The following is a 22506-nucleotide window of genomic DNA, read 5'->3' on the forward strand; positions in this document are numbered from 1 at the left end:
CTGTTTAACACTCAGACTCGATTTAACATTCCCATTAGTTCCGGATGCCCAACAGACTCGCGGTCTTCCTGGTAACCCACAGGATTCATTCCGTACTTTTCAGGCTGTTCAGATACTAGAAAAAGCCCTATGAATACAATCAAGCCTCCTATTACAGCCCCCTGCCCGACTGCGGCAATTTGCACCCCAAATACTTCGATCATTTTAGCCATTAAAAGAGGGAATACCATAGCCCCTATTCCAACAGAGGTACTCAAGTAGCCTATCAGTTTGCCAGTACCTTTTGCATACCACCAGTTGATTTCGGTCTGAGCTGTCGGGAAACCTGCTACTACTGTGGAAAAACCGAAAAGAACTGCTATAAGATAGATAAAGCAGGACAAAAAAACTACCAATCAATGTCCCACCAATAACAACCAGCCATTTAATATTGAATTTATTAACAAGAGGTCCCATCATCAAGGACGTAATCAAACTTCCCACCGCAGCTGCAGTAAACAAGAGAGTTATTTGCCCTGCTCCAACCTGAAGTTTCTGCATAAGCGGTACAATATATATCGGTATCGATACATACGAACCAATAGAGCAAACAGTCATAAGAATCACACCAATCAAGGTGTTTCGAGCTCGCGTTTCCATTACTAAACCCCTTTCCCATTCATTAATCTATTGGGTCATTATTCCTGTATCATCAAACGAGCACCACCGTCAGCTACAATGGTGGATCCATGCATAAACGCCGAGACATCAGTACACATCATAAAAACCACTCGGGCAACTTCATCTGGATTGCGCGTCGCTGGAGTTTTTGGTGACTTTTGATGTATCTCATACATTGAGGCGTCCATACCTTCCGTATGCAATGCACCAGGCGTTACCATCCCTCCAGGCAAAACACAGTTTATCGTAATCCCAAGAGGTTTGAGCTCTCTTGCAAGAGATTGAGAAACTGACACCAAGCCACCTTTCGCAGATGAATAATGCGACAAAAATCCGTAAGGAGACTCCATGGACAGCCCTGCCACTGATGCTACGTTGACTATTTTCCCTCGAATGTTTTGCTTTACCATTTCTTTGGCAACAGCCTGGCAGAAAAAATAATTTCCTTTAAGGTCCGTATCAATGGTAGCGTCCCAAGTTTCTTCCGTCATATCCAAAAATCTTTTCATGCTCCATACCGCGGCATTGTTCACTAAGATATCAATTTTTCCAAACGCTTCGATGGCTGCCTCTACTGCTTCGTTTATCTGGTCGACAGATCTGATGTCCGCCTCTTTATACTGGACCTGATAACCTTTGCCTGCAAAATACTCCAGAGCATCCTGAGCAAATTCTTTGGCGATATCGACGATCATCACTTCCGCACCGGCTTCACAAAGTCTGTTTACTACATGAAAACCTAATCCCCTTGAACCTCCAGTCACTATAACGCTTTTCCCTTCCAGACTCAGCATGTCTGCGAACGGCACATTGCTCTGCGCAATCTTCAAGTCCATTCCTCTTGTTTTTTCATATTTTTCATCATAAACATATAATTTTTCCATGCTAGGTTCCTCCTTATCAAAATCACTCATCGGGCAGCATAGTAAGAGTTAAGCAATCTCTGCCTATCTTCTCAATCGACAGAGATTGCATGGGACCATCAACGATGTCGTCCTATATGTTAAAATGTGGTGATCGTATGCTTTTGTTCCAAAAGATCCATGAATTTGTCGAGCTCTTTTTCCTCCATATGGAAACCATGCTTATCTTCAGGATATGCACCAGTGCGGACATCGTTAGCCCATCCTGCATATGCCCCGGCAGCCCATTTGAAGAAATCGCCATAGGCCTTGGCATGGGAAACCGGTGAAGGCATCATGTTGAAAGTATCAAAGTCTACCATTTCACAGCCATCTGCAGCGCCTCCTGCAGCAATAGAGATCACCGGAACTCGCAGCTTCTTAGCAATGGCATTGGTTACTTCAATCGGCGTCAATTCGATGGTCATCCCCATCATGCCATTCTCCTGGTACTCATAAGCCATGCGGAATACATCCATTGCGTCCTCAGCAGTCTTGCCCAAACGCTTGTATCCTCCATGTCTACTGGTCTGCCAGCCCGACAATGCTCCTACATGACCGAAAACAACAAGATGGTTGTCCGCCATGTATTTCAAGGTCTCGTTATTGACCCCCATAGGCAACAAGGAATCCGCACCCTCAGCCATGTACATTGCTCCATATTCCAGCGCTTTTTCTTTTGAGGAAAAAGTAGGTGTCTGCATGTAGAAATTGATATGAATCATCTTTGCTGCATTCCGCACCGTACGTATCCACCATGGTGCATTTGCAATGGACATAGCAGTATTTTCTGCCGGTACTGTCAATCTGCAAATGTCACAGCCTGCCATCTCCGCAGCCATAGTAAAGTATTGATCTCTGTTAGCTGGGCACATCTGAACAATCTTCTCACCCTTATCCTTTTTCTCCTGAAGATATGCGATGGTCTTCCTTCCTTTTTTCATCTTGGATGCTTGCACTTTTTTGTCTTCTTTGTTGATATCCACTTGATTCTTTTCCTCTGACATTTTTACTCCTCCTTGGTTTTTGATGGTCGCCCCACTGCTTTGTATCGCACCGGCAATACCCTGAATCTATTGAACTCTTTACAGTGCACGGGCAATAGCGACTTACTGATATTTGGTTCACCTTCACTTTATCAAAAAAGGTTGAGAGTAAAAATTCGCAGACTTAGGTATTAAATATTATCAATCTTAGCCATATCGCAATTTATTAAATGTTGGTATAATTATAAAGTTGGCAACGTGTTAGTGTTTGCAATAAAAAAGCGTGCAAATACTCTGCACGCAAATTAATACATATTTTGTTATTCAACCAGTATACTTCGCCATTTCTTCCTTCATATATTCAACCTAATAATCGAACGATCAACTCCTGCCGAGTCGACACATGCATCTTTTCATAAATATGAGCAATATGTTTATTTGTCGTTGACTGAGAAATATGCAGCGTTTCACTGATACTTGCAGGCGAAACACCTTTACACAAGAGATTGACCACCTCTATCTCTCGCGGCGTTAAGTTCGCAGTTTCCCAAGAAATATGTTCAGCTCCAGGACTAACAGTCTTTTGCGAAAAGAAGTTTTTATGCAGATTGTTCAACAAAGGAATAATCAGATTCAAAATTTCCACTTCTTTTTCAGAGAAATTTTCGTCCTTTTTTCTGTCCAAAGCAAAAATCGTTCTAGGCCTCCCATTGATATCAAATAAGACAAACCCAAGAGAATATTGTAAGTTACGAGGACGAATATAGTTGGAAATAAAATCTGAGGAACTCTCTTCATTCCATGCCCGAATATTCATCATAGGCTTAGTAGAATTTTCTCGTACATTTTTTATTTTGAAACTTCCCTCTACCTTTGAAAAATATTCAAGGTACATAGTGCTCCAATGCTTATCGATATTCATTAAATACTGATTGCAAATTTTTCCGTTCCCATCTAAAAAATATACCAAGGACTCATCAAAATCACATAATTTTTTTAGCTGGGATAGAACCTCTACAGAAAAAGCTTTTCTTTCATGCACATTTCCACATGCGAGGGTAACATCATAAATTTCTTGCCAGGGTATATTCGCGCTAGGAGCCATCTTCATTCCTCCATACTCTTTTCATTAATCGAGTCATATACATTCGACGCAACACTGTTAAAATGAAACTTTTTATAATATTGTACCTTTTCATCATTAAGATTTCAAATTCTAATTTATAATTCAGCTACTTTTACCACCCGGCCTAAACCCATCTGAATATCTGGACTTTTTTATGACCTGAGTTTCGCTAAATAGCTAAAACAGGGGTCCCCCCTAAACGCCAATAATTTTCCCCATACAGCGTATATAAGTACTCATAATTAGTGTCTGCTGTTTAAGTCGCAATCTGGCTCATACAGCTAAAGATTCTTCAAAATACCAGTAATTGGGCCACTAGAAAAGTAGCCGGAAAAATAGGCGCAACTGAATCCTGAATAGATTCGTCGCCAAAACAGACAGCGCTATCGTTGCCGTGGTTGTTTCTTTAAGTTTGGTTTTGATCAGACCCAAGCCATAACACCTTTTGCTTAAACTGAATGCTCTCTCGACCTCGATCCGGTCAACGTTGTCCTGATATTCTATGGCTTTGTCATGCTCATGGTTTTTTGATGGACGTCCCAGTTTTGGCCCTGACAACCGGACGCCTTTATCTTTGCAGTATTCCCGGTTGGCGCGGGTTCGATAGATTTGATCCACAAGTACCCTTTCTGGGTAATGTCCTGTACGACTCTTATAGTTTTCGACCGCCTTCTGCAGACATGTACTTTCGTTGTACGGATCAAAGGAAAGCTTTTCAATGCGTGCATAACCCATTTCGTCAACACTCAGGTCGAATTTTGCGCCAAACTCAACAGGCGTTTTCACCTTGCCTCTGACAATGGGACGCAGGTAGGGTTGTTGAATGCTTACAATTCTATTCTCAACGGAGTGGGTATGATTCTTGAACATGTAATCCTGCTGTTCATACAGCAGCCGGATCGTTCTCAGCAGCGGTTTTTCCTTCTCTGTTAGCGCATAACCACCTTCGAGAAAATCATCGATATACCTAAGATCACGTTTCACGTATCCAAGTTGCTTGCGGATGGTTTTTCTGATTTTTGATTTGCTTCTTTTCTTCGTTTTTGCAAGCGCGAGGTAATTCTTTCGTGCTTCTTGACGGTAAGTCCTGGGTTTGCAAATCCCATGGTCTTTGCAAATACGGTCAATCATTGCTTCAAGCTTTTCTCTTGCCTCGTTCAGCAATGAAAAGTCTTGCGGGTAACGGATGTTTGAAGGTGCACATGTTGCATCGAGGATCAGCGTTCCTTTGTTAACAGGTTTTTCTGCAGCTCCCTGCTTATCCAATGGCTCGTCCGATCCAGATCCAGAATCATCACTGTTATTGTCATCATTGGACGAAGCGGCTGCTATGATATATTCATTGGCTTCCATCAACATTTCTGCACTGATGCGCTTTCGGAACGATACCAACAGACTGGCATCAAAGGGTGCGGTTTCCCGATAGCCCGATAGACCAATGAAGTACTGATAATACGGATTCTCTGTCAGCTGCTCCACAAGTTCACGGTCTGAAAATCCATACTTTATTTGGATGATCAAAGAGCCTAAAGCCATTCGCAAAGGTTTCGCCACATTTCCGGTATCGCTTGGAAACAAGCCGGCATATTTTTCTTCGAACTTTTCCCAAGGTATTTGGTTTGCCATGGTTACCCATCGGTTATTGGGGTTCATTTTGAGACCGAGGGGTTGATTGAAATCGAGAAAGCCAGGTTGTGATCTATCGGATGATCTGTACATGTTTTAAGCTCCTAAACAAGTATTTGGGGCGTGAAGTGCAAGGATAATCGCATATTCGTGAAATTCCCCTTGCATCAAGTATACCAAAGATTCGCTTTAAATCCAGTGCTATCAGTAGTTTAAGAGTTATTCAGCAGACATGAAATAAATTCATCCCAAAAGGCAAACCTTAAGATAATTCCGGCGACGACTGCAATTATAACTCCAGTAATTATAAGATGTCTTTGAAAGAAATTTTTCTTACTACCGCCATAATTAACATCACCTTTTGAAATTATAACCTTCTTTAGTCTATTTCCATCTCCAATTTTTATCCCCATGTTGAACTTCTCCCTTCACGAGTTTCAATCTATATTACTTTTTTTGGTTCCGGTGCAAAAACTTCAACTGCACAGAACTCCGCCATAGTTTCTCTAATCCTTATGCAGCTACCCCTAATAATTCATTAATCATACCAACTTCGGAATGGACACATTGAATTCCTTCAACCTGCCCTTTTCGAATCATATGCATGATTTCAATTCCACAAATGGTCTTCACTGTGTTTTCATAACTATAAAAACCAAGCATCGGATTGATCTTCTTCTTTATGAACCGATAATCCTGCTCTATAATGTTATTCATATATTTTGTCATTCGGTGTTGTGTCTTACAGCTCAAACTCCCATAATAGATCTCTTCAAGAATAGCGATTTCAGTTGCTCCATATTTATCCGTAGTAATGACTTTTGGCTGCTGATTGTGAGGAGCTTCTACCGATTTCTTGAAGAACTTCCTAGCAGCGTGCTTGTCACGGAATTCTGAAACAAAGAAGTCTACTTTATTTCCATCTGAATCCACTGCTCGATACAGATATGCATTTTTCCCCTTGATTTTCAGATATGTCTCATCCATTCTCCAGGAATCGTTCGTTTTCTTGAGACGTTTTCGCAATCTTTCATTGATTATCGGAGAATATTGATGCACCCATCTCATAATGGTAGTATGGGTTACATTCACACCTCTCTCGGCCATCATTTCCACCAACATTCGGTAGCTTAACGGATATTTCAAATACCATCTCACACATAAAATGATAATCTCTGATTCAAAGTGCTTCCATTTGAAAAGATTCTCCGCCATTTTTCGCCCTCAATTCGCTGTTGATGGATTAATTCTATCAAATATTTCCAGAATTAAATATGTGGATTTTCTGCTCAGAGATTTTTGCACCAGAACCTCAAACGCTATTTTCATACACATTCTCCCCGGCGCTAACAATAGTATCTTGTCATCCCAATATACTAATCCCCGTTCATAATAACACTCTGATCCTAATAATTCTTAGAAAATTAGAAGTTTTATTATACCTCTTAATCATCTTCACTAAAGGTATATTTATCAATGATGTCCTTCATTTCTTCTAAATCAAGTATATCATTCTTCCTCCGGTGTATCATTCTATGGCAATTAGCACATACAGGAATTAGATCTGTAATCGGATTTATTTTTACTTCTTCTCCAATAAAACTCAACGGTTTTATATGATGGATTTCAATATATCCTTTACCTCTTTGCCCATATACTTCCTCAAAGTCAAATCCACATATTTTGCATATTGTTCCGTGATACTTAATAGCGTTTGCTCTATTTACAGGATCACGCTCATATTTCTTCCCATAGATGTATTTAACATTGCCTTCTGGCCGAATTTCACTGTACTCTAAATTATTCTCTGCTTCCTCAGAATCGAAATCTTCCTCGATCTCATTCGGAACAATTAACTCAATACTGAAATTATATTGATCAATCTTTTCAAGCCTAATCTTGGGTAGCTCAGCATCACCAAAATCCAAATCATTGACTAATACATCATAATATTCCTTGAATTCCCTTGCTAGAACGTCTTTAAAATCCGACTTCCAAAACAATCTAGTTCTAGCAGTCTCCTTGCTATCAAATTCAAAATGAGCGTCATAATCTGCATCTTTGTATTTAAGCTTGATGTCTTTACGCTCATTAAAATTCATATCACTTAATTCAAAGAATGACCTAGTTCCTATTGGTATTCCTGTACCATGATGCTTTAAAACAGACTTATCAATTGTTTTGAGAGCCACTTTGTCATTTAGAATTTCCCAAGAACTAAATTTTTGTGGTTCAAATATAGCATCACCTAGATAAGATAACCCAGTACGTTCCAACATAATTTGACCAACTTTATTGGGCAATTCAAACAAATAACCCTGAGTCCCCGTACCATATTTTGTGAAAGGCGAGTATTTATCAGGTAGCAAATCCGCTATTTCATCCCATATTTCAGTAAGAAAAACTTCATAGTTTGGTTCGATGTATTCGACATCTATCTTCCAACCTTTTTGTTCCCAATCTTGATTATTGAGTTCCTGGGGTTTAATGAAATCATAGCTAATGCTTTTTGCAATAGCCACTTTCTTAATTTGCTTATTAACATAACTGATTATAATATCCCCTATTGAAACCTTGACCATATTAGACCAATGATATACCGTTTGACCCGTTTTATTTTTTTGAGGTGCCCATAAATATTTTCTTTCATATTCATCTTTGTAAGTTTTATTCTGAGAAACCAAAAAATACTTCATCGTGTGCACCTCCTAAATTAGATATTATTTTTATTTAACACTAATCTTATCTTTGATTGTGGGTAACAAAAATTTGCCGCATATTCCTACAACCACTTTTGGTCTTGCTGTCATAACCTGTACATCCATAAAAAGCATCATTGCCTTTAGCTTTTACGATCATAAAACCATCCTTACACTGATCGCATTTATATATATCGTGAAGATGCACCTTGTTATTTGTCATGAAGTCACAGACTTCCGGCTCGTTTGTACACAAATATAAACCCATTCCATAATTCTTATTGTACTCATATTTCAATGGGTATCCACATACAGGGCATCTCAACCTGAACAAATCAACTGTTTCCATGTTAAGATTATTTGAGTGCACAATCTCATAATCATTAATCAGTTCAATTAGGAAACGAGATGGTTTATGTTGAGGGGTAAGAATATATACACGGTTTTTTGTACGAGTCAACGCTACATAGAATAGCCGCCGTTCTTCTGCAAATGGGATGGATGTATCTTCAAACCGTACCAATTTCAAGATAGGATCATCTTCAAGTTGGCAAGGAAAGCCGAATTTCCCTTCAAACATATTTAATAGAATAACATTGTCAAAACCTAGTCCTTTTGCGCTGTGTGCTGTCATAAACGTTAAATCAACTTTTGGATATTTTTCGCACTTAATACCGCGGCCGGGCAACTGAGTAAAATGTCCTGTTCTGCATAATTTGTAATTGTCATAATTGTACCGCCCTATCAATAAAATGGACTTGTCCTCTCCATATTCTTCAATGATGCATTCTATCGTTTTCTCTGCTGCTTCTGCCATCGCATAATCAGGCTTATAGCTGTCATCAAACTCTGTCAATACAACTGGATTCGGAAGATGTTTAGGAGATATTAATTGCTTTTGAATTTGAGAAACATTCTTCTGTACAAAACCGCCCGCAATATCAATAAGCTCCTGAGAATTGCGGTAGGTGTGCGTGATCTTCATTTCAACGCCACTACCCATCAGTTCCAGAAAACGTGTGAAAAGTCCAATTTCCGAACCTGAAAAAGCAAAAATAGATTGCCAGTCATCTCCAACAGCGACAACCTTAGCATGGGTTATCTCGCTAAGCTTTTTTGTTAAATTGAATCGTTGCCGCGCAATGTCCTGAAATTCATCTATAATAATGTATTTATAAGGCAATTCTAACTGCTGACGCTCAATTTCCCCAAGATAAAAATGCGCGTCGTTGATCATATCCTCAAAGTCAATCCGGTTCTGAGCTGAAAGTTGGTTTTGATAATACTTGTATACCGGCTCCGCAATATCTAAAAAGAGATGTGTCCGTGGATTATCAGTTTTCGCTCTTAGCGCTTCAAACCCGCCTCCATCATATCCGCAGGTTTTAAACTGTGCGACAAAAGTCATCAAAAACTGAACCATTTTAAAGACATATTTGTCTTTACTGGTTTCTGTAATCTTTTTATAAACCTCTGAAAAGTCACGTTCTTTAAGAACAAACCCCTCATTCTCCAATAGTTCTTTCAGATGTTCAGTAAGAGGTCGCCGATCCTTATACCATGCCCATGTTTCTAATAAGCTTGTCCCCATTTGGTGGTGAAGTTTACGCTTGTCCTTTATGGCATTTCTGTACTTTGCAATTTCCTCAGGTGTAAGTATATAGCTATATCCACTTTCGCTAATTGCATAGTGTTCGAGATATGCGGTGTGTTCACCCTGACGTATAAGAAAATCAGGTGTATACTTTTTTCTAGCTCCACGAATCGCATGATGGTATATAGGCTCATATTCGTAGTCAAGTCCGTTGAGATATAAGAAGTTGGCAATCTGAGCCTCCTGTACAGAACGAAGGTATTCACCAGTGATCGTTCGCATATATTTGCCCCGCTGATTTGCTACTTTTTTTATGTAATCTCCCGCTCCACTTTTCAACGTTTCATAGTCTTGTGCCGCTTTAGCTAGATGAAATTGGTTGAGGTTATCGTAATTCATAACGTCAGCAGGCAAATCAAAATAAAACCCGAGAAACAACAGAAGTTTGCGCAAAAGGGTCTTATCATTAAAAACTTCCCTTTCCAACATATCAAAGATAATGTTATAGGCTGAATAATTAACTTCTGGTGGAGTGTCACTAAATTTTCGGACTATATCAAATGCAAAGGCATGGAAAGTACAGATTTTTGCAGGTATGTGAAGACCTTTGTTGATACGCTCTTTCAATTCATCAATGGCTTTTCGAGTATAGGAAATAACAATAATATCTTCTGGTGGCACATTTTTCTTTTCCACCAGGTACTTAACCTTGGCCGCCATGGTTGTAGTTTTACCCGCACCCGCCCCAGCTACAAGAAGACAGTAATCATCATCGGTTACTACTGCTTTACGCTGTTCATCATCTAGTTTAATATTTGGGTCAATATCTTTAAGCAACTCATCAAAATAGTCTGCATTTAGCTCAACGATTCGATCTACATGAAGACTATTGTGATTTTCTACATCCTGCATTAAAGACTCATATCGGCGCAAACAGATATTCACCATTTCAAAATCAACCGCATAGTGATGAGCATTTTCTTTGCAATATAAGTAGGCAGTCTTATCTTTTAACTTCTCTGCCCATGAACCAAATGCCGCTTTAAGTCCTGCCAATTCACGTGCTGTAATATAATGTTCGGATCCAAAGAAGGTTTGATAGCTGTGATCGAAGGCAATAAGTGTATTCCGAAACGCAGTCAAATCAATAGGTTGAGATGATTCAGCCTCAATCTTTGTGTCATCAGCAGCTACAGATGTACCAAAATATTTGGAAGGCAGCCCACAATGAGGGCAGGATTCCGCTCGGTCTGATATTTTGTTTTCACACTCCGGGCATAAAATCAGCGGCACGCAAACTCACTCCTTTTAATCTGCTTGGTCTATTACGTCTTACCTACATCATGTAGACATAAAAACTCAAATCATGCCTTTCTAGAGGACCATATACTCCCAAGGTCCTTGCCAAACCAATCCGCCAAATCTAAATTATATGAAGTAATTGTTCTACTGATAATTCCATCAATCATTGCTTCTTCATCATGGTAAATATTAATGGTCTTTTGTGCTTGTATTATTGGATCTGCTACAACTGGATAGCAGAAAATCACAAAGGATTCCATCAAAGAGCTATATGACTTCTCCAAGAATTCAATTTCAATTTTCCATTCATCTTTAAAGGATAAATGAATTGAATCTTTGCCTTTTGCATAATACCTTTTACATTCCAACCTACCACCAACGTTACTCATAACAGCACCCAGGCGTCTTTATACTGCATCGCTTCTTCTTGATCAACAAATTCAAAAGTTCGCATAGTTGTTTCATTGTGCTTTTTTCCGTTTTTTCCTGGGGTAGCAAGCCACTCTTCATAGTCTTGTTTTACCCTGAAAGCTACATACTGGCTTGGTACAACATAGTATGTCGGTTGCTTGCCTTGATTCATATTGACGAAAACATAGTACAGGTTCCTTGAAAAATTCTGTTCTGTTTTATTACTTAACTTCCACTTCAATTGCTTTTCATTATTACATGTTTTCACCTGGATAGCTGCTGTATGCTCTCCAACCTTATCAGAAACAAGAATGTCTATGCCCTTTGTGTTTTTGGATGTCGACAAAGCAATATATCCTCTTCGTGTCAGTTCTGCAACAACAAAATTTTCACCCGCTATACCTATTGAATTTAATGAATCTGATACATTGTTCTCGATATTTGCTTTTTCTTCTAATTTTATTTTTAGGCCTCGAACGATATCAGGTATTGTTCCATTTTGAAAAGCTCTTACATAGCTGCCTCCGTAACCACCGCTCATATGCTCTTCCCTGGAGTATATGAACAGATATATGAATAGTTCATATAAGGTTTTTTCATTAGGATTTCTTTTTTCATCTCTTTCAAAAGACTCCCAGGCTTGCTGATAAACTTGATACCTTCTGCATATCAGACCATAATCATAAAGATATCTCTCAAGTTCTAAACAATAATCTATTATTGCGCGCTCATTTTCTGTCTTTATACTGTCCAGCCTGTAATTGAATACCGAAATATTATAGAGCAGTTCATCGATGCTAGTATTCAAAAATATCCCTCCAGAATATATAATCTAAAACTCTTAGCAAGGTCATCCAACTAAGTTTCACTCGACAATAAAATTTCTACCGCAATTCTAATCCTCCGTTTTTTTGTTCCGATATCGTATCAAATGTCCAATTGAATGAACTACCGTCACAGTTACTACCGCAATCGTATATTGAGTGGAAAAGCGTTCAGATTCTGGTGTGCCCATGTAAGTACTATAGAGCATAAGTCCGAGTAGTATTGTCTGGAAAGCTGCTATAGAAATTAAAAAACGTCTGATCTGTTTATTCATAACTTGCTCCTCCAATCTGCAATTGTACGCAGAAATGTTTACATATTTTATTATATTTTATTTCAATACGATTTACAATTTAATTGGAACATTTACCAGCATCTGTATGATTTTTTCAACTGCTTATATTCTTCATCCGCCCCATGTTTCCTAGTACCAAGATATTCGTCTACAGAGGCGACAGTGCCTGGTTGCTTATCGCTAAGATATCGCCCTTCTCTTATATGTATTAACAATTAATTCGAAACTTATAAAGAACGTTTTTTGATCTACTTTTCAATCAATTTCATCGCTTCAACAATTTTATCAATTGGCCTGAACTTAACCGCATTTTCCCTAACCAATCTTATGTACTGGATTAAAAACTGGATATTTTCTTCATCTCGAAGAGTTTTCAAATAATCCTCTAATTCATCCGCGAATCTCATTAGTTTGTTGTATTCAAACCAATTATTAGCGTGAACTGGCATCTCGTTTACTAAAGAATCGATATAGCCTTGCTTCATTTCAATAATTTTGCGCTGTTGCTCTGCTATCTCTTTTTCTCTAAGTTCTCTTTTTTGTTTTTCATAACTCAAATCTTCTTCTTTTTCCTTAACTCTATAAACTATTTCATCATTGCAGCATAGTTTGCATAAATCATAAATCATGGTCGGTAATTGGTTCTCAAGTGACAAACCGCCCATCTCACTAAAAGATATATTATGCGGTTCAGCTTTATCAGAACCAGAAAGCCTTGATCTTCGCACAATCCAACTAATACTAAATTTTCCATCATAGACTTTTTGATACAATGGAATGAGATCTTGTGACTTGTCCTCATGGCCTAGATCCCTTAGCTTTGTTTTGTGTTCAACAAATTCGAAAGACAAACTTGATTTCAGTAAAGAAATGGTAATGTTATCAAAATCACCTCGTTCTACTGAAATTCCGGCATTCAAATCCATGAATGCTTTTAAAACGGTGTCAACTATCTTATAAGCTCTTTTAGATTGGTTCTTAGAAACCCGAATAGGTATTGTAGGTTCATTTTTACGGAATTTAACTTTTGCAAACGGTTTATGTAATCTTGCTCCATGCGGATACTCCTGATCACGTATTATCCTGTATTCCATTTCTGCTTGATGTTTCAGAACTAAAGCATGAAATACTTCAATTTGTTTTGGTACTAATATCTTTTTACACCAATCTGACAACAACTCAATAGAATTTGGTGTGAGAATGTCAAATCCTTTCATTTCCTTTAACTGATCTAGTGAAATTTCTTCAGTGTAAATCAAGCTCAAAAGCTTTCCCTCCTCGATAAAATTTGGAAGTGGGGTTCGCTCAGGAACAGGTTTTCCCGCTTTTAGTTTTGCCCAATAACCTCTTGGTGGAAGCGGTATATTTAAAACTGTACACCTTTTTCGTAAACCATTATCCGAAATACCATAACGTTTAGCTACTATCATTATTGGATCCGACCAAACTTCTTCATAAAGATTTAATCTATTTAGTTCCTCACTCATATCTGGTTATCTCCTTTGCAAAAGACAAAACCGGCGCGTAGAAGATTATCAACTAACTCTTCCAGCTGAAAATCATTTTCGATGTTTTTTGGAACGATATATCTCTTCTGGTTGTCACCGAACACTTTGCTAAGCATTAGATAAAAATCATCATATCTAGGATATTTGAATTTCTGTAGAAAAGGCGTTAAACGATCATCATATGCTTCAATGTACTTTGGACTAGTCATTAAGAGGGGCTTAATATTGGAGATATGAATGCAGACAATAGAATTTTTCATTTGTGTCAAAACACCAAGAATTTCACTATTTATATAGTCGCTTCGCTTTCCTTTTAACAAACAGGCAAAATCAATAGCGAATTTAATTCTAATCTTTCTCTCGCGAAACTGAACTTTAAGCTTAATAAGATCATCAATATTTGAAATATAACTATTAGGTTTAGTTCTATGATTTCCGCTACCATTTACTACTGCAATTTTTATACCCCGATACTTTCTCATTTTCTTTTCGAGCAAACTACAACAGGTAAAAAACATCTCTTCATCAAATAAATCTGTTTTTAGAGGGGCAGCTAACTCTATCAATTCAGGGGGATAATTTTCTTTGATACTATTGTTCATATTTGCGATTAATGTTTCCATAGATTCGGTATTTTCCCAAGCATGTATGTCGTTGATGCTTATAATATAATCCTTTTGAGGCGGATAATCTAGTTTTCCCCTTGACAGTGTCGTATATTCTGTATTACAAATCACATCGGGAGGGTATTTACGATTTGGCAAACAAACCGGCAGAAGGGGATTGATATTTTGAACTTTTTTTACTCTTCTTCGTTCGACACACATATTTACATATTCGGGCCAGTAATCATCATCATGGGCCATATCAAATAACCACTCATGCATTACAAGCATTTCTAACTCTCCTCGCTTATCTTGTAAATACGGCCGATCCTTGTTATCTTCATATATCCTATCAAGCTCAAAAGGATTGCTATTGTACCTGTGATTATAATTATTAACATAATATGATTCTTCATGCCATCCACCAGCCTCATATTTAATATAATGTTGATTATACGAATAGGCTTTTTCGTATGCGAAATTGAACAAATTAACCCCATAATCTCTATAAGTGTCTAAAACCCATGTTACAATCCCGCTATCTAGATGAATCAAATCTGTTGACAACGGTTCTGCCGTCATGCATCTTTTAGCTTCAGTAAACAAGACTTGGATATCACTCAAATTTTCCATCAAATTTCCGTTTTTAAGTTTGTATTCTGAACAGAATTCTCGCGCTAATTTTGAATAATCGTTTTCTGAATAGTAGAAAAAATAATATGGATCTCGTTCTAACCATTTTTCCACCTCTTTCTGAATGGAAATTCTATATTGTTGGTAAAATGTCATTAGAAAGTCTTGGCTTTTAGGATAATGAACCTTGAACTTCTCAGCCATCTTATCCATTTTGTGCTTGAGCTTAATTTCCTCTGCATCACAAGTCTCCATAGTAAGATACTCATTAAAATATGTTGTTACAGATTTGATTACCTTAGCCAGATTTTCTGCTTGCATCAGAATGTCAAACTCATTCATATTTTCAGTCCTTTTCATTTTTGCTATATATTCGTCGATTGTCAACACATCAATCACCTCATCTCTTTTTGTTACTACAACTTCATTATACATAATTTACCCGTCTTTATCTTGACTTGTATCACCACCTGAGTGATTACTATGACAAGAAAGGAGGGATAATTCATATGAGTTCATACAAATCAGATTCTAAAATTGTCACTGACGTCTCAAAGAAGATATATACGCCACTTGAGTCTGAGATAGCAAAAGTCTGTGCGTATGTTCGAATATCGGTTCCGGTGCAAAAAATTCAACCGAATAGAACTCAATTATAATTTCTCTAATCCTTATGCAGCTACCCCTAATAATTCATTAATCATACCAACTTCGGAATGGATACATGGAATTCCTCAACCTGCCCTTCACGAATCATGTGCATTATTTCAATTCCGCAAATAGTCTTCACTTCACTCATGCCATATTCACTCCCCACCACACTCCATTTCCCTCCCATCCATGAACCTAACAACAATCCGCCCAGTCTCAAAAATCTTGACATGCTCCAAGGTCTTCAAGACAAACTCCGCATCAATCTCCTTAATCCTATGCCCCATCTCAGCCATATCCGCAAACTGCACCGCTCGGTACTGCCGCAGCGGGTTTCCGAACTCTCCTACAACTTCCCACTTCTTCATGAGTTCCTCTCTATCCTCAAGCAGTCTGTTCCAGGTAAGAATAATCGCCTCTTTTAAAACCTCTTCATCAATGTGCCGGTTGGTGCACCCCTGTACTCCCTTGACCTTATAGCGTTCCTGGCACTGCCAGACTTTTCGGTACTCACCTCTCGTCTTCCAGCCTTTTCTTGTGAATGCATGACCACAAGTGCCGCAGATTACCTTTCCTGCAAAGGGGTTGGACTCCGGCTTTTGTGAGTAAGCGCTTATTCCATGCTCGTTGATGTAGCTTTCTCTTCTTTCCTGCTCTAGCTGAACTGCCTCCCAGATCAAGGGGTCAATGATGGCTTCATGGTTTTCTTCGATGTGGTATTTCAAAATCTCTCCATCATTCTTCGCCCGCTTCTTGGTAAGAAAGTCTACAGTATAACTCTTCTGCAAAATGGCATCGCCTTTGTATTTCTCATTTCTCAAGATGCTCTTGATGGTGGATGCCTGCCACTTGGTCTTCCCGTCCCAGTTCTTAATCCCCTCTTTTTCGAATATCCGCTTGATGTACTCAACGGTCTTTCCTGAAAGAAACTCATCGTAGATCCTCTCCACGATCTTTGCTTGCTCTCGGTTAATGACCAGGTTCCCATCTTCATCCGTATCATAACCCAAGAACCGCTTAGTGCTCATCTTGAACTCTCCGTTCTCAAAGCGTCTCCTGATCCCCCATGTGGAGTTTTCGCTAATGGACCTGCTCTCATCCTGGGCCAGGGAGGAAAGGATAGTGAGAAGTACTTCGCCTTTGGCATCCAAGGTGTTGATGTTCTCCTTCTCGAAGATAATGCCAACACCGATCTGTTTGAGTTCTCTTACATAGTTCAGGCAGTCCAAAGTGTTTCTTGCAAACCGGCTGATGGACTTGGTAATGATCATATCGATCTGGCCTTTTCGGCAGTCTGCAATCATCCGGTTGAAGTTCTCGCGCTTCTTGGTATTGGTTGCTGAAATCCCCTCGTCTGCATAAATCCCCGCAGTGGTGTAAAGATCGCTATTTTCAATAAACTCCGTGTAGTAACGCACCTGATTCTCATAGCTTAATAGCTGCTCTTCGTGGTCTGTGGACACGCGACAGTACGCTGCCATCCTTTGAAGCTGTGGCTCCTGCTTCATCTGGAGCGCCCCTGTCGTAGTCTGTCTTACTGGTATAACTGTAATGCTTCTCGCCATTTATGATTACCTCCTCAATCACCGTTGGTACGGTGAAATTCTTCTTTGATACAACTCCGTCGTTTATCTTCACACCCTTGCAGGCTTTCTTTCCTTCTTTGATGTATGTAGAACACCGCCACTCGATACGCTTTTGATAACCCTGTGTTCTCTTAAGTGTATTCCCGCAATAAGGGCAAATAAGCATTCCGGATAAGGGGTATCTGTTCTTGTATTTATCCGTCCCTTCGGTTCCAATACTTCGTTCCTGCTTCCTGTCTTCCATGATCTTTTGTGCCTTCTCCCAATCCTCCGCGCTGATAATGGCTCGATGGTTGTCTTTGATGTAGTAGGCTTTGACCTCTCCATTATTTGCTTTGAACTTCCTTATCTCGCCTTCCGGTGTGTAGAACTTCTGTAGTAAGTAATCGCCTTTGTACTTCTCGTTTTTAAGCATGTTGATGATGGTGTTATCCTTCCATGTTGTCCCTGTTGCGGTTGGGATACCTTCTTCATTAAGCTTGGCTGCTATGGTGAAAGAACCTACCCCTTCCAGATACATTTGAAAGATTCTTCTTACTACTTCCGCTTCCACAGTGTTTATGATCAGTTCCCTTTTGTCATTCTTGTCATAACCCATAAAGCGGTTGGTGTTGATCCGAATCTCCCCGCGTGCGAACTTCTTTGAAATGCCCCACTTGGTATTTTGGCTTATGCTTCTCGACTCTTCCTGGGCAAAAGCAGCGAGGACAGTAAGCATCATCTCACCGTCCCCTGATAGCGTATTGATATTTTGTTCTTCAAAGAATATGCCCACACCCAGCTCTCGCAGCTCCCTGGCTACTTTAAGCACCGTGACCGTGTTCCTGGCAAACCTCGAAACCGACTTGGTGATAATCAGATCAATGTCGCCAGCTCTAGCCCGCTCTAGCACCTCTTGAAAAGCTGGTCTATTTTCAGAGTATCCGGATATTCCTTGATCGGCAAAGATGCCTACATACTCATACTCTGGGTTCGAAGAGATGACCCTCTCGTAGGTTAAGGTTTGGTTATCCAGGGAATCTTCCTGCTTCAAGCTGTCCGTTGATACCCTGGCATACGCGCAGACTTTGAGTTTCTTGTTATTGGCGTTCTCAGCAGTCGGCTTTATGACTTTCACCCTCATGTTCCCACCCCATTTCTTCATTACATATATCACTCTGAAAGCTTTATAAGTCAAGCATTACAGCAGTATCCACCATAGTCTTGGGAAAATGACAATGGGAAAAAGAAAAGGTCAACCAGGACAATAAATCGTGGTTGACCTTGCAGATCATTCATATGTTATGTAGCTTTTAAACCCAGCCTTTGTCAATTCTTTTACCAGGTTTTCGGCATTTTCCTGTTTGCTAAATGCTCCGACCTGGACCTTGTAGTACTTTCCATCTCCAGTCGTATCATCATCAGATTCCACCAAAGTCAATTCGTCTACCGCAGTCCAAGTCAAAATCCCAGCTGTTTCTTCCCCGGTTTTCTTATTTATCTTTTTACCAAGTAGGACGCAAGGTTTTCCACCTTTGACTACTTCTTTCCCTGCATATAGAATACCGGTGATTTTGTGGTAGGACTCTTTTACCCAATCTGGGATGGTAGGCCCGCCAGGATAATACCTTGTCGCAGACTGCTTGATGAACACGACATCACCAATCTCAAAGCTTTGAGTTTCAGATTCTAATGCTGCTTTCACTTCTGCTCTGAAAGTACCCATAGATTTGCCATGCTTGGGAAACCAGTGCATAATATCTGCATGATTGCTGGCAATCCCCTTCTTGGCGCCCTCGCTGTGACAAATGATGTCCTTCTCGGTAAAGCCATACTTTTTGCATAGGTAAACACATAGCTCTGCTGCTTCTTTGTAGACTGCCAAAAAGTAGGCGGCATTTGTTAAATCATCCTCGCAGATCTCAAATCCGATATGCGTATCATTAGCTGAACCTCCTGCATGCCAGCCTCGATGGTTCCAAGGCAGTGTCTGGTAAGTAGCGATGCTGCCATCCGCGAGCTTTCCAATAAATCCGTGGGTACAAACCGATCTTCCGCCGGGCTTATACTGATTCCAGTGATTGTTGTACGGATTCTTTCCAAGGAGACCATCATCCGGGCCAACATACCGCTTTAGGTTCGGGTTGTTTGCCCCGGTGGAATGAACCATGATCCCTTTTGGGGTGATGGTCTTTCCTGCTTTGAAGCATGCGTTGTTCGTTAAAATGAGTTTGTGCAGATTCATTTGGTATCCTCCTTCCCACTCTCACTATTAAGCTGCTCTAAAATATCCTTTAGTTTTTGTGGCACCGGCAGACCTATGTGGGCAGCATTTTCAAGGATAGAAACTCCTTCATTCGACAGGTAAAAGAAGATGACTGCCGTTCGAACAACAGATCCATTTTTAATTAAGAACTGATCCACAATCTGACCAATAGCTACCAAGGAAAACATAAACACCTTTTTGAAGATGCCATGAAACCCTACCTCACTAGACAATTTCCCGTCGAGAATCGCGCACATCACACCCGTGATGTAGTCGATAACGACAAATGTTATCAGCGCATATAAGAATCCATCAAAACCTCCAAGCAGATATCCTACACATCCTCCGATTGCTGTAAATGTTATCTGTATCCAATTCCAAATCTCTTTCATATAAGTTCCTCACTTTCGTTATTTTGTATATAAAAAAACATCCCCTCGGTGAAGAGATGTTTGATCTATTTATTAAAGTTGCAGCACCAAGCTGTAAAGCTGGTTCATCACGTCAGCTCTTGGTCTGCCAAAACCAAGGGGCAACCAATCGACCTCTGGCAAATCAAAGGCGCTTGTTGGATCAAACTGGTTGATCAAATCCACGACCTCTTCTAATGCAGTCCTGATTTCCTTAATGTGATAGGGCCAATTTCTCACCAGCGTTTCCCCCGCGATGATATTCTCATTCCAGATCACTGCAGATAATCCGTAATAGTTTCGAACATTATTCACGGCTGCTCGCAGTGTTATGATATGGGCAGCTTTCACCTTTGTATCATTGGGAAGTACCGCTTCAAAGGGATCTGCCAGAATTGTAATGACTCTGCCAACTTCTGTGCTGCTTGAAAAGATCCCCTCATCCACACAGCGGAAGGTAACTGCCAGGCTTCCATAAGCTTGCGTTGGTGCCTGATAAATCGTTTTTACTCCATTTCCCAAATAACCGCTTTGTGAGAACAATTCCGAATTATTGTAGCTGTCTTGCCAGCCATTTGTCCCAATCTTCACTCCCGCCAGCTGAGTCTGCCCATCTGGTTCTGTTCCTGTTGTTATCAAAAATCGGGGTGTCGTGTTATAGGTAGCACTGTTTGCCATTGGGGCTGAGATCACAGGCACACTGGGCGGACTATTTTTCTTTACGTGATTACTTAACACATAGCTCGAGACTGCCCCTAAAGTGTCAGCCACGTTGATTCGGTAGCGAGTATATGTCCCGGCAGTGATAGATGCAAGGGTTTCATAAGAGCCGAATGTTTCAGTGCTTAAAATGGTAGCAACTGCCTCATATGCGCTCCAAGTGATCGCATCCATGGAGGTAGCTTTTTGGAGTACATACTGCTTTATGGGACTGGTCCCTGCAATAGCTCCGCTCCATGTGATCTGAATACTGTTTGCCTCATAAATCTCTGGTTCCGCCGTAAAGACCGATGGCGCGGTAGGCAGGGTATTCTTGCGGACACTGTTCGTGGATATTTTCCAATCGGAATAGTAAGTGCTGCCCGCTGTTCCTCTGGTCCTCACCTGGAACCTTCGGTAGTAACCTCGCATTGAGGATGGCTCCACACTGACGCTTCCACTGGTTGCAGTAGTAGTAAGAGTCGAAAGAGCTGCCCATGCTCCCCAGGTAGCACCATCCGCAGATTCGCTGTATTGTATTTCATAGGAAGTGATGGTATTGCCTGCGCCGCTCGTTGCGCCACTCCAGGAGAGGGTCACTGAATTTTCAGCCAAAGTTATATTTACCGAACAGGCTGTTGGCGCCCCACAAGCAGTGATTGCAGCGTAAATGCTGTTGCTCTCTTTATAGGATGAGACGGCGTTTAGTGTATCCGTTACGCTAATGCGATATTTTGTATAAGTCCCTGCAACGGTTGTTGGCGTGACAACCTTGCTACCAGAAGTCGTTGAACTGGTCACTGTTGTTAGTGTGCTCCAGGAAGACCAAGTGGATCCATCTGTTGATGTACAGTGTTCAATATTATACTGCTTAATGGCGCTCGTTCCGGCGGTTGCCCCACTCCAAGAAAGTGTGACATTCTGATTGTTGTATGTTGTAGGACTCACCGAAAAACTCGTCGGCGCGGTCGGCAGGGTATTCTTGCGGACGCTATTGGTAGAAATCTTCCAACCCGAATAATAGGAACTACCCGCTGTTCCTCTGGTCCTTATCTGAAATCTTCGGTAGTAGCCTCGGGTCGCAGGCGGCGAGACAGAAACATTGCCACTAGTTGCTGTAGTGGTTACCGTAGTTAACGCTACCCAGCCGCCCCAAGTAGAATTATTACTTGATTCACTGTACTGGATTTCGTATGATGATATGGTGTTATTAGTCCCTGATGCTGCGCCACTCCAAGATAAAGTGACATTCCCTTCTGCCAACGTGGCATTTACGGAGCAGCTTGTGGGTGCTGAGCAAGCAGTTGTTCTGCTGGCCCAGTTGATGGTAAGGACAACCTTTGTTAGATCATTTCGTCCATTAAACGACATATAGTTTGCCGTTCTGGAACCCGCATCAATAAACAGACAGTTACTTGCGCCACTGCCCAAGGAATCGATCAGTGCTGTTGAAATGGAAACCGACTTTGATCCCTGACCTGCAGAAATCGTATAGCTATAAGCCCCTGTTACCTTGCTGGGTCTTGAGGCAGACACATTCGTTGAGGAGCTGAGTGCAGGAATCCCTGTCTGATTTCCGGCATAAAGAATCATCGGAAGAGCCGTTCCATATGCTCCAGAGCCCGTACGATAGAGTGCGATGGAGGCACTTGTCGGATAGTAGCTGGCATAGGTATTTCGGATGCTGACCGTATCAAAGATCATGACCCCGGCGCATTCACCGTACGATCCATAAACCCCTTG

18 protein-coding genes and 1 pseudogene are annotated in these 22506 nt (G+C 40.5%); all 19 read right to left on the bottom strand.

Annotated features, from left to right (window positions below):
- Positions 1 to 11 precede the first annotated feature (11 nt).
- Complete coding sequence (locus J0B03_RS05475; protein ID WP_207300845.1) at positions 12 to 395, bottom strand: MFS transporter; 384 nt, start codon at positions 393 to 395, stop codon at positions 12 to 14.
- Positions 396 to 402: 7 nt separating this feature from the next.
- Positions 403 to 639, bottom strand: a pseudogene (locus J0B03_RS12445) (hypothetical protein); the annotation flags it as partial.
- 38 nt (positions 640 to 677) lie between these two features.
- A complete protein-coding gene (locus tag J0B03_RS05480; protein ID WP_207300846.1) occupies positions 678 to 1544 on the bottom strand; it encodes an SDR family NAD(P)-dependent oxidoreductase in 867 nt (288 codons plus the stop codon).
- 119 nt (positions 1545 to 1663) lie between these two features.
- Positions 1664 to 2569, bottom strand: a complete 906-nt coding sequence (locus J0B03_RS05485) for a 3-methyl-2-oxobutanoate hydroxymethyltransferase (RefSeq protein WP_207300847.1) — start codon at positions 2567 to 2569, stop codon at positions 1664 to 1666.
- A 340-nt stretch (positions 2570 to 2909) separates the two neighbouring features.
- Positions 2910 to 3653 carry a response regulator transcription factor gene (locus J0B03_RS05490; RefSeq protein ID WP_207300848.1) on the bottom strand — a complete coding sequence of 248 codons (744 nt, stop codon included), beginning with the start codon at positions 3651 to 3653 and terminating at the stop codon, positions 2910 to 2912.
- A 336-nt stretch (positions 3654 to 3989) separates the two neighbouring features.
- The gene (locus J0B03_RS05495) at positions 3990 to 5393 is read right to left on the bottom strand and encodes an IS5 family transposase (protein ID WP_207300849.1); all 1404 of its coding nucleotides are present in this window, start codon (positions 5391 to 5393) and stop codon (positions 3990 to 3992) included.
- Positions 5394 to 5512: 119 nt separating this feature from the next.
- Positions 5513 to 5713: a hypothetical protein gene (locus tag J0B03_RS05500; protein ID WP_207300850.1), complete on the bottom strand. Its 201-nt coding sequence runs from the start codon at positions 5711 to 5713 to the stop codon at positions 5513 to 5515.
- A 100-nt stretch (positions 5714 to 5813) separates the two neighbouring features.
- Positions 5814 to 6515, bottom strand: a complete 702-nt coding sequence (locus J0B03_RS05505) for an IS6 family transposase (protein WP_207300851.1) — start codon at positions 6513 to 6515, stop codon at positions 5814 to 5816.
- A gap of 230 nt (positions 6516 to 6745) precedes the next feature.
- Positions 6746 to 7996: an HNH endonuclease gene (locus J0B03_RS12220; RefSeq protein WP_246798200.1), complete on the bottom strand. Its 1251-nt coding sequence runs from the start codon at positions 7994 to 7996 to the stop codon at positions 6746 to 6748.
- Between the two features lie 46 nt (positions 7997 to 8042).
- Positions 8043 to 10886 (bottom strand): UvrD-helicase domain-containing protein, encoded by a 2844-nt coding sequence (locus J0B03_RS05515; RefSeq protein WP_207300852.1) that lies wholly within the window; start codon positions 10884 to 10886, stop codon positions 8043 to 8045.
- Between the two features lie 71 nt (positions 10887 to 10957).
- Positions 10958 to 11284, bottom strand: a complete 327-nt coding sequence (locus J0B03_RS05520) for a hypothetical protein (protein WP_207300853.1) — start codon at positions 11282 to 11284, stop codon at positions 10958 to 10960.
- Complete coding sequence (locus J0B03_RS05525) at positions 11281 to 12114, bottom strand: hypothetical protein (RefSeq protein WP_207300854.1); 834 nt, start codon at positions 12112 to 12114, stop codon at positions 11281 to 11283. The genes J0B03_RS05520 and J0B03_RS05525 overlap by 4 nt, the downstream gene beginning before the upstream one ends.
- A gap of 560 nt (positions 12115 to 12674) precedes the next feature.
- Positions 12675 to 13913: a hypothetical protein gene (locus J0B03_RS05530; protein WP_207300855.1), complete on the bottom strand. Its 1239-nt coding sequence runs from the start codon at positions 13911 to 13913 to the stop codon at positions 12675 to 12677.
- Positions 13910 to 15607 carry a hypothetical protein gene (locus J0B03_RS05535; RefSeq protein ID WP_207300856.1) on the bottom strand — a complete coding sequence of 566 codons (1698 nt, stop codon included), beginning with the start codon at positions 15605 to 15607 and terminating at the stop codon, positions 13910 to 13912. Before J0B03_RS05535 ends, J0B03_RS05530 begins: the two co-directional genes overlap by 4 nt.
- 371 nt (positions 15608 to 15978) lie before the next feature.
- On the bottom strand, positions 15979 to 17331 hold the full coding sequence (locus tag J0B03_RS05540; protein WP_374058625.1) for a recombinase family protein: 1353 nt from the start codon (positions 17329 to 17331) through the stop codon (positions 15979 to 15981).
- Positions 17249 to 18532, bottom strand: a complete 1284-nt coding sequence (locus tag J0B03_RS05545) for a recombinase family protein (protein WP_207300857.1) — start codon at positions 18530 to 18532, stop codon at positions 17249 to 17251. The genes J0B03_RS05540 and J0B03_RS05545 overlap by 83 nt, the downstream gene beginning before the upstream one ends.
- A 147-nt stretch (positions 18533 to 18679) precedes the next feature.
- Positions 18680 to 19633 carry an N-acetylmuramoyl-L-alanine amidase gene (locus tag J0B03_RS12480; RefSeq protein WP_207300858.1) on the bottom strand — a complete coding sequence of 318 codons (954 nt, stop codon included), beginning with the start codon at positions 19631 to 19633 and terminating at the stop codon, positions 18680 to 18682.
- On the bottom strand, positions 19630 to 20046 hold the full coding sequence (locus J0B03_RS05555; RefSeq protein ID WP_207300859.1) for a phage holin family protein: 417 nt from the start codon (positions 20044 to 20046) through the stop codon (positions 19630 to 19632). Before J0B03_RS05555 ends, J0B03_RS12480 begins: the two co-directional genes overlap by 4 nt.
- 72 nt (positions 20047 to 20118) lie before the next feature.
- Complete coding sequence (locus J0B03_RS05560) at positions 20119 to 22467, bottom strand: hypothetical protein (protein WP_246798201.1); 2349 nt, start codon at positions 22465 to 22467, stop codon at positions 20119 to 20121.
- Between the last annotated feature and the right edge of the window lie 39 nt (positions 22468 to 22506).

It is taken from the genome of Alkalibacter rhizosphaerae, assembly GCF_017352215.1.
Classification (GTDB): domain Bacteria; phylum Bacillota; class Clostridia; order Eubacteriales; family Alkalibacteraceae; genus Alkalibacter; species Alkalibacter rhizosphaerae.

Coding starts and splice junctions, on each gene's coding strand:
- J0B03_RS05530 (WP_207300855.1), bottom strand. CDS start 13,913: ATGAGTGAGGAACTAAATAGATTAAATCTTTATGAAGAAGTTTGGTCG.
- J0B03_RS05505 (WP_207300851.1), bottom strand. CDS start 6,515: ATGGCGGAGAATCTTTTCAAATGGAAGCACTTTGAATCAGAGATTATC.
- J0B03_RS05540 (WP_374058625.1), bottom strand. CDS start 17,331: ATGAAGCAGGAGCCACAGCTTCAAAGGATGGCAGCGTACTGTCGCGTG.
- J0B03_RS12480 (WP_207300858.1), bottom strand. CDS start 19,633: ATGAATCTGCACAAACTCATTTTAACGAACAACGCATGCTTCAAAGCA.
- J0B03_RS05535 (WP_207300856.1), bottom strand. CDS start 15,607: ATGTATAATGAAGTTGTAGTAACAAAAAGAGATGAGGTGATTGATGTG.
- J0B03_RS05560 (WP_246798201.1), bottom strand. CDS start 22,467: ATGATCTTTGATACGGTCAGCATCCGAAATACCTATGCCAGCTACTAT.
- J0B03_RS05555 (WP_207300859.1), bottom strand. CDS start 20,046: ATGAAAGAGATTTGGAATTGGATACAGATAACATTTACAGCAATCGGA.
- J0B03_RS05520 (WP_207300853.1), bottom strand. CDS start 11,284: ATGAGTAACGTTGGTGGTAGGTTGGAATGTAAAAGGTATTATGCAAAA.
- J0B03_RS05495 (WP_207300849.1), bottom strand. CDS start 5,393: ATGTACAGATCATCCGATAGATCACAACCTGGCTTTCTCGATTTCAAT.
- J0B03_RS05485 (WP_207300847.1), bottom strand. CDS start 2,569: ATGTCAGAGGAAAAGAATCAAGTGGATATCAACAAAGAAGACAAAAAA.
- J0B03_RS05500 (WP_207300850.1), bottom strand. CDS start 5,713: ATGGGGATAAAAATTGGAGATGGAAATAGACTAAAGAAGGTTATAATT.
- J0B03_RS05545 (WP_207300857.1), bottom strand. CDS start 18,532: ATGAGGGTGAAAGTCATAAAGCCGACTGCTGAGAACGCCAATAACAAG.
- J0B03_RS12220 (WP_246798200.1), bottom strand. CDS start 7,996: ATGAAGTATTTTTTGGTTTCTCAGAATAAAACTTACAAAGATGAATAT.
- J0B03_RS05490 (WP_207300848.1), bottom strand. CDS start 3,653: ATGGCTCCTAGCGCGAATATACCCTGGCAAGAAATTTATGATGTTACC.
- J0B03_RS05480 (WP_207300846.1), bottom strand. CDS start 1,544: ATGGAAAAATTATATGTTTATGATGAAAAATATGAAAAAACAAGAGGA.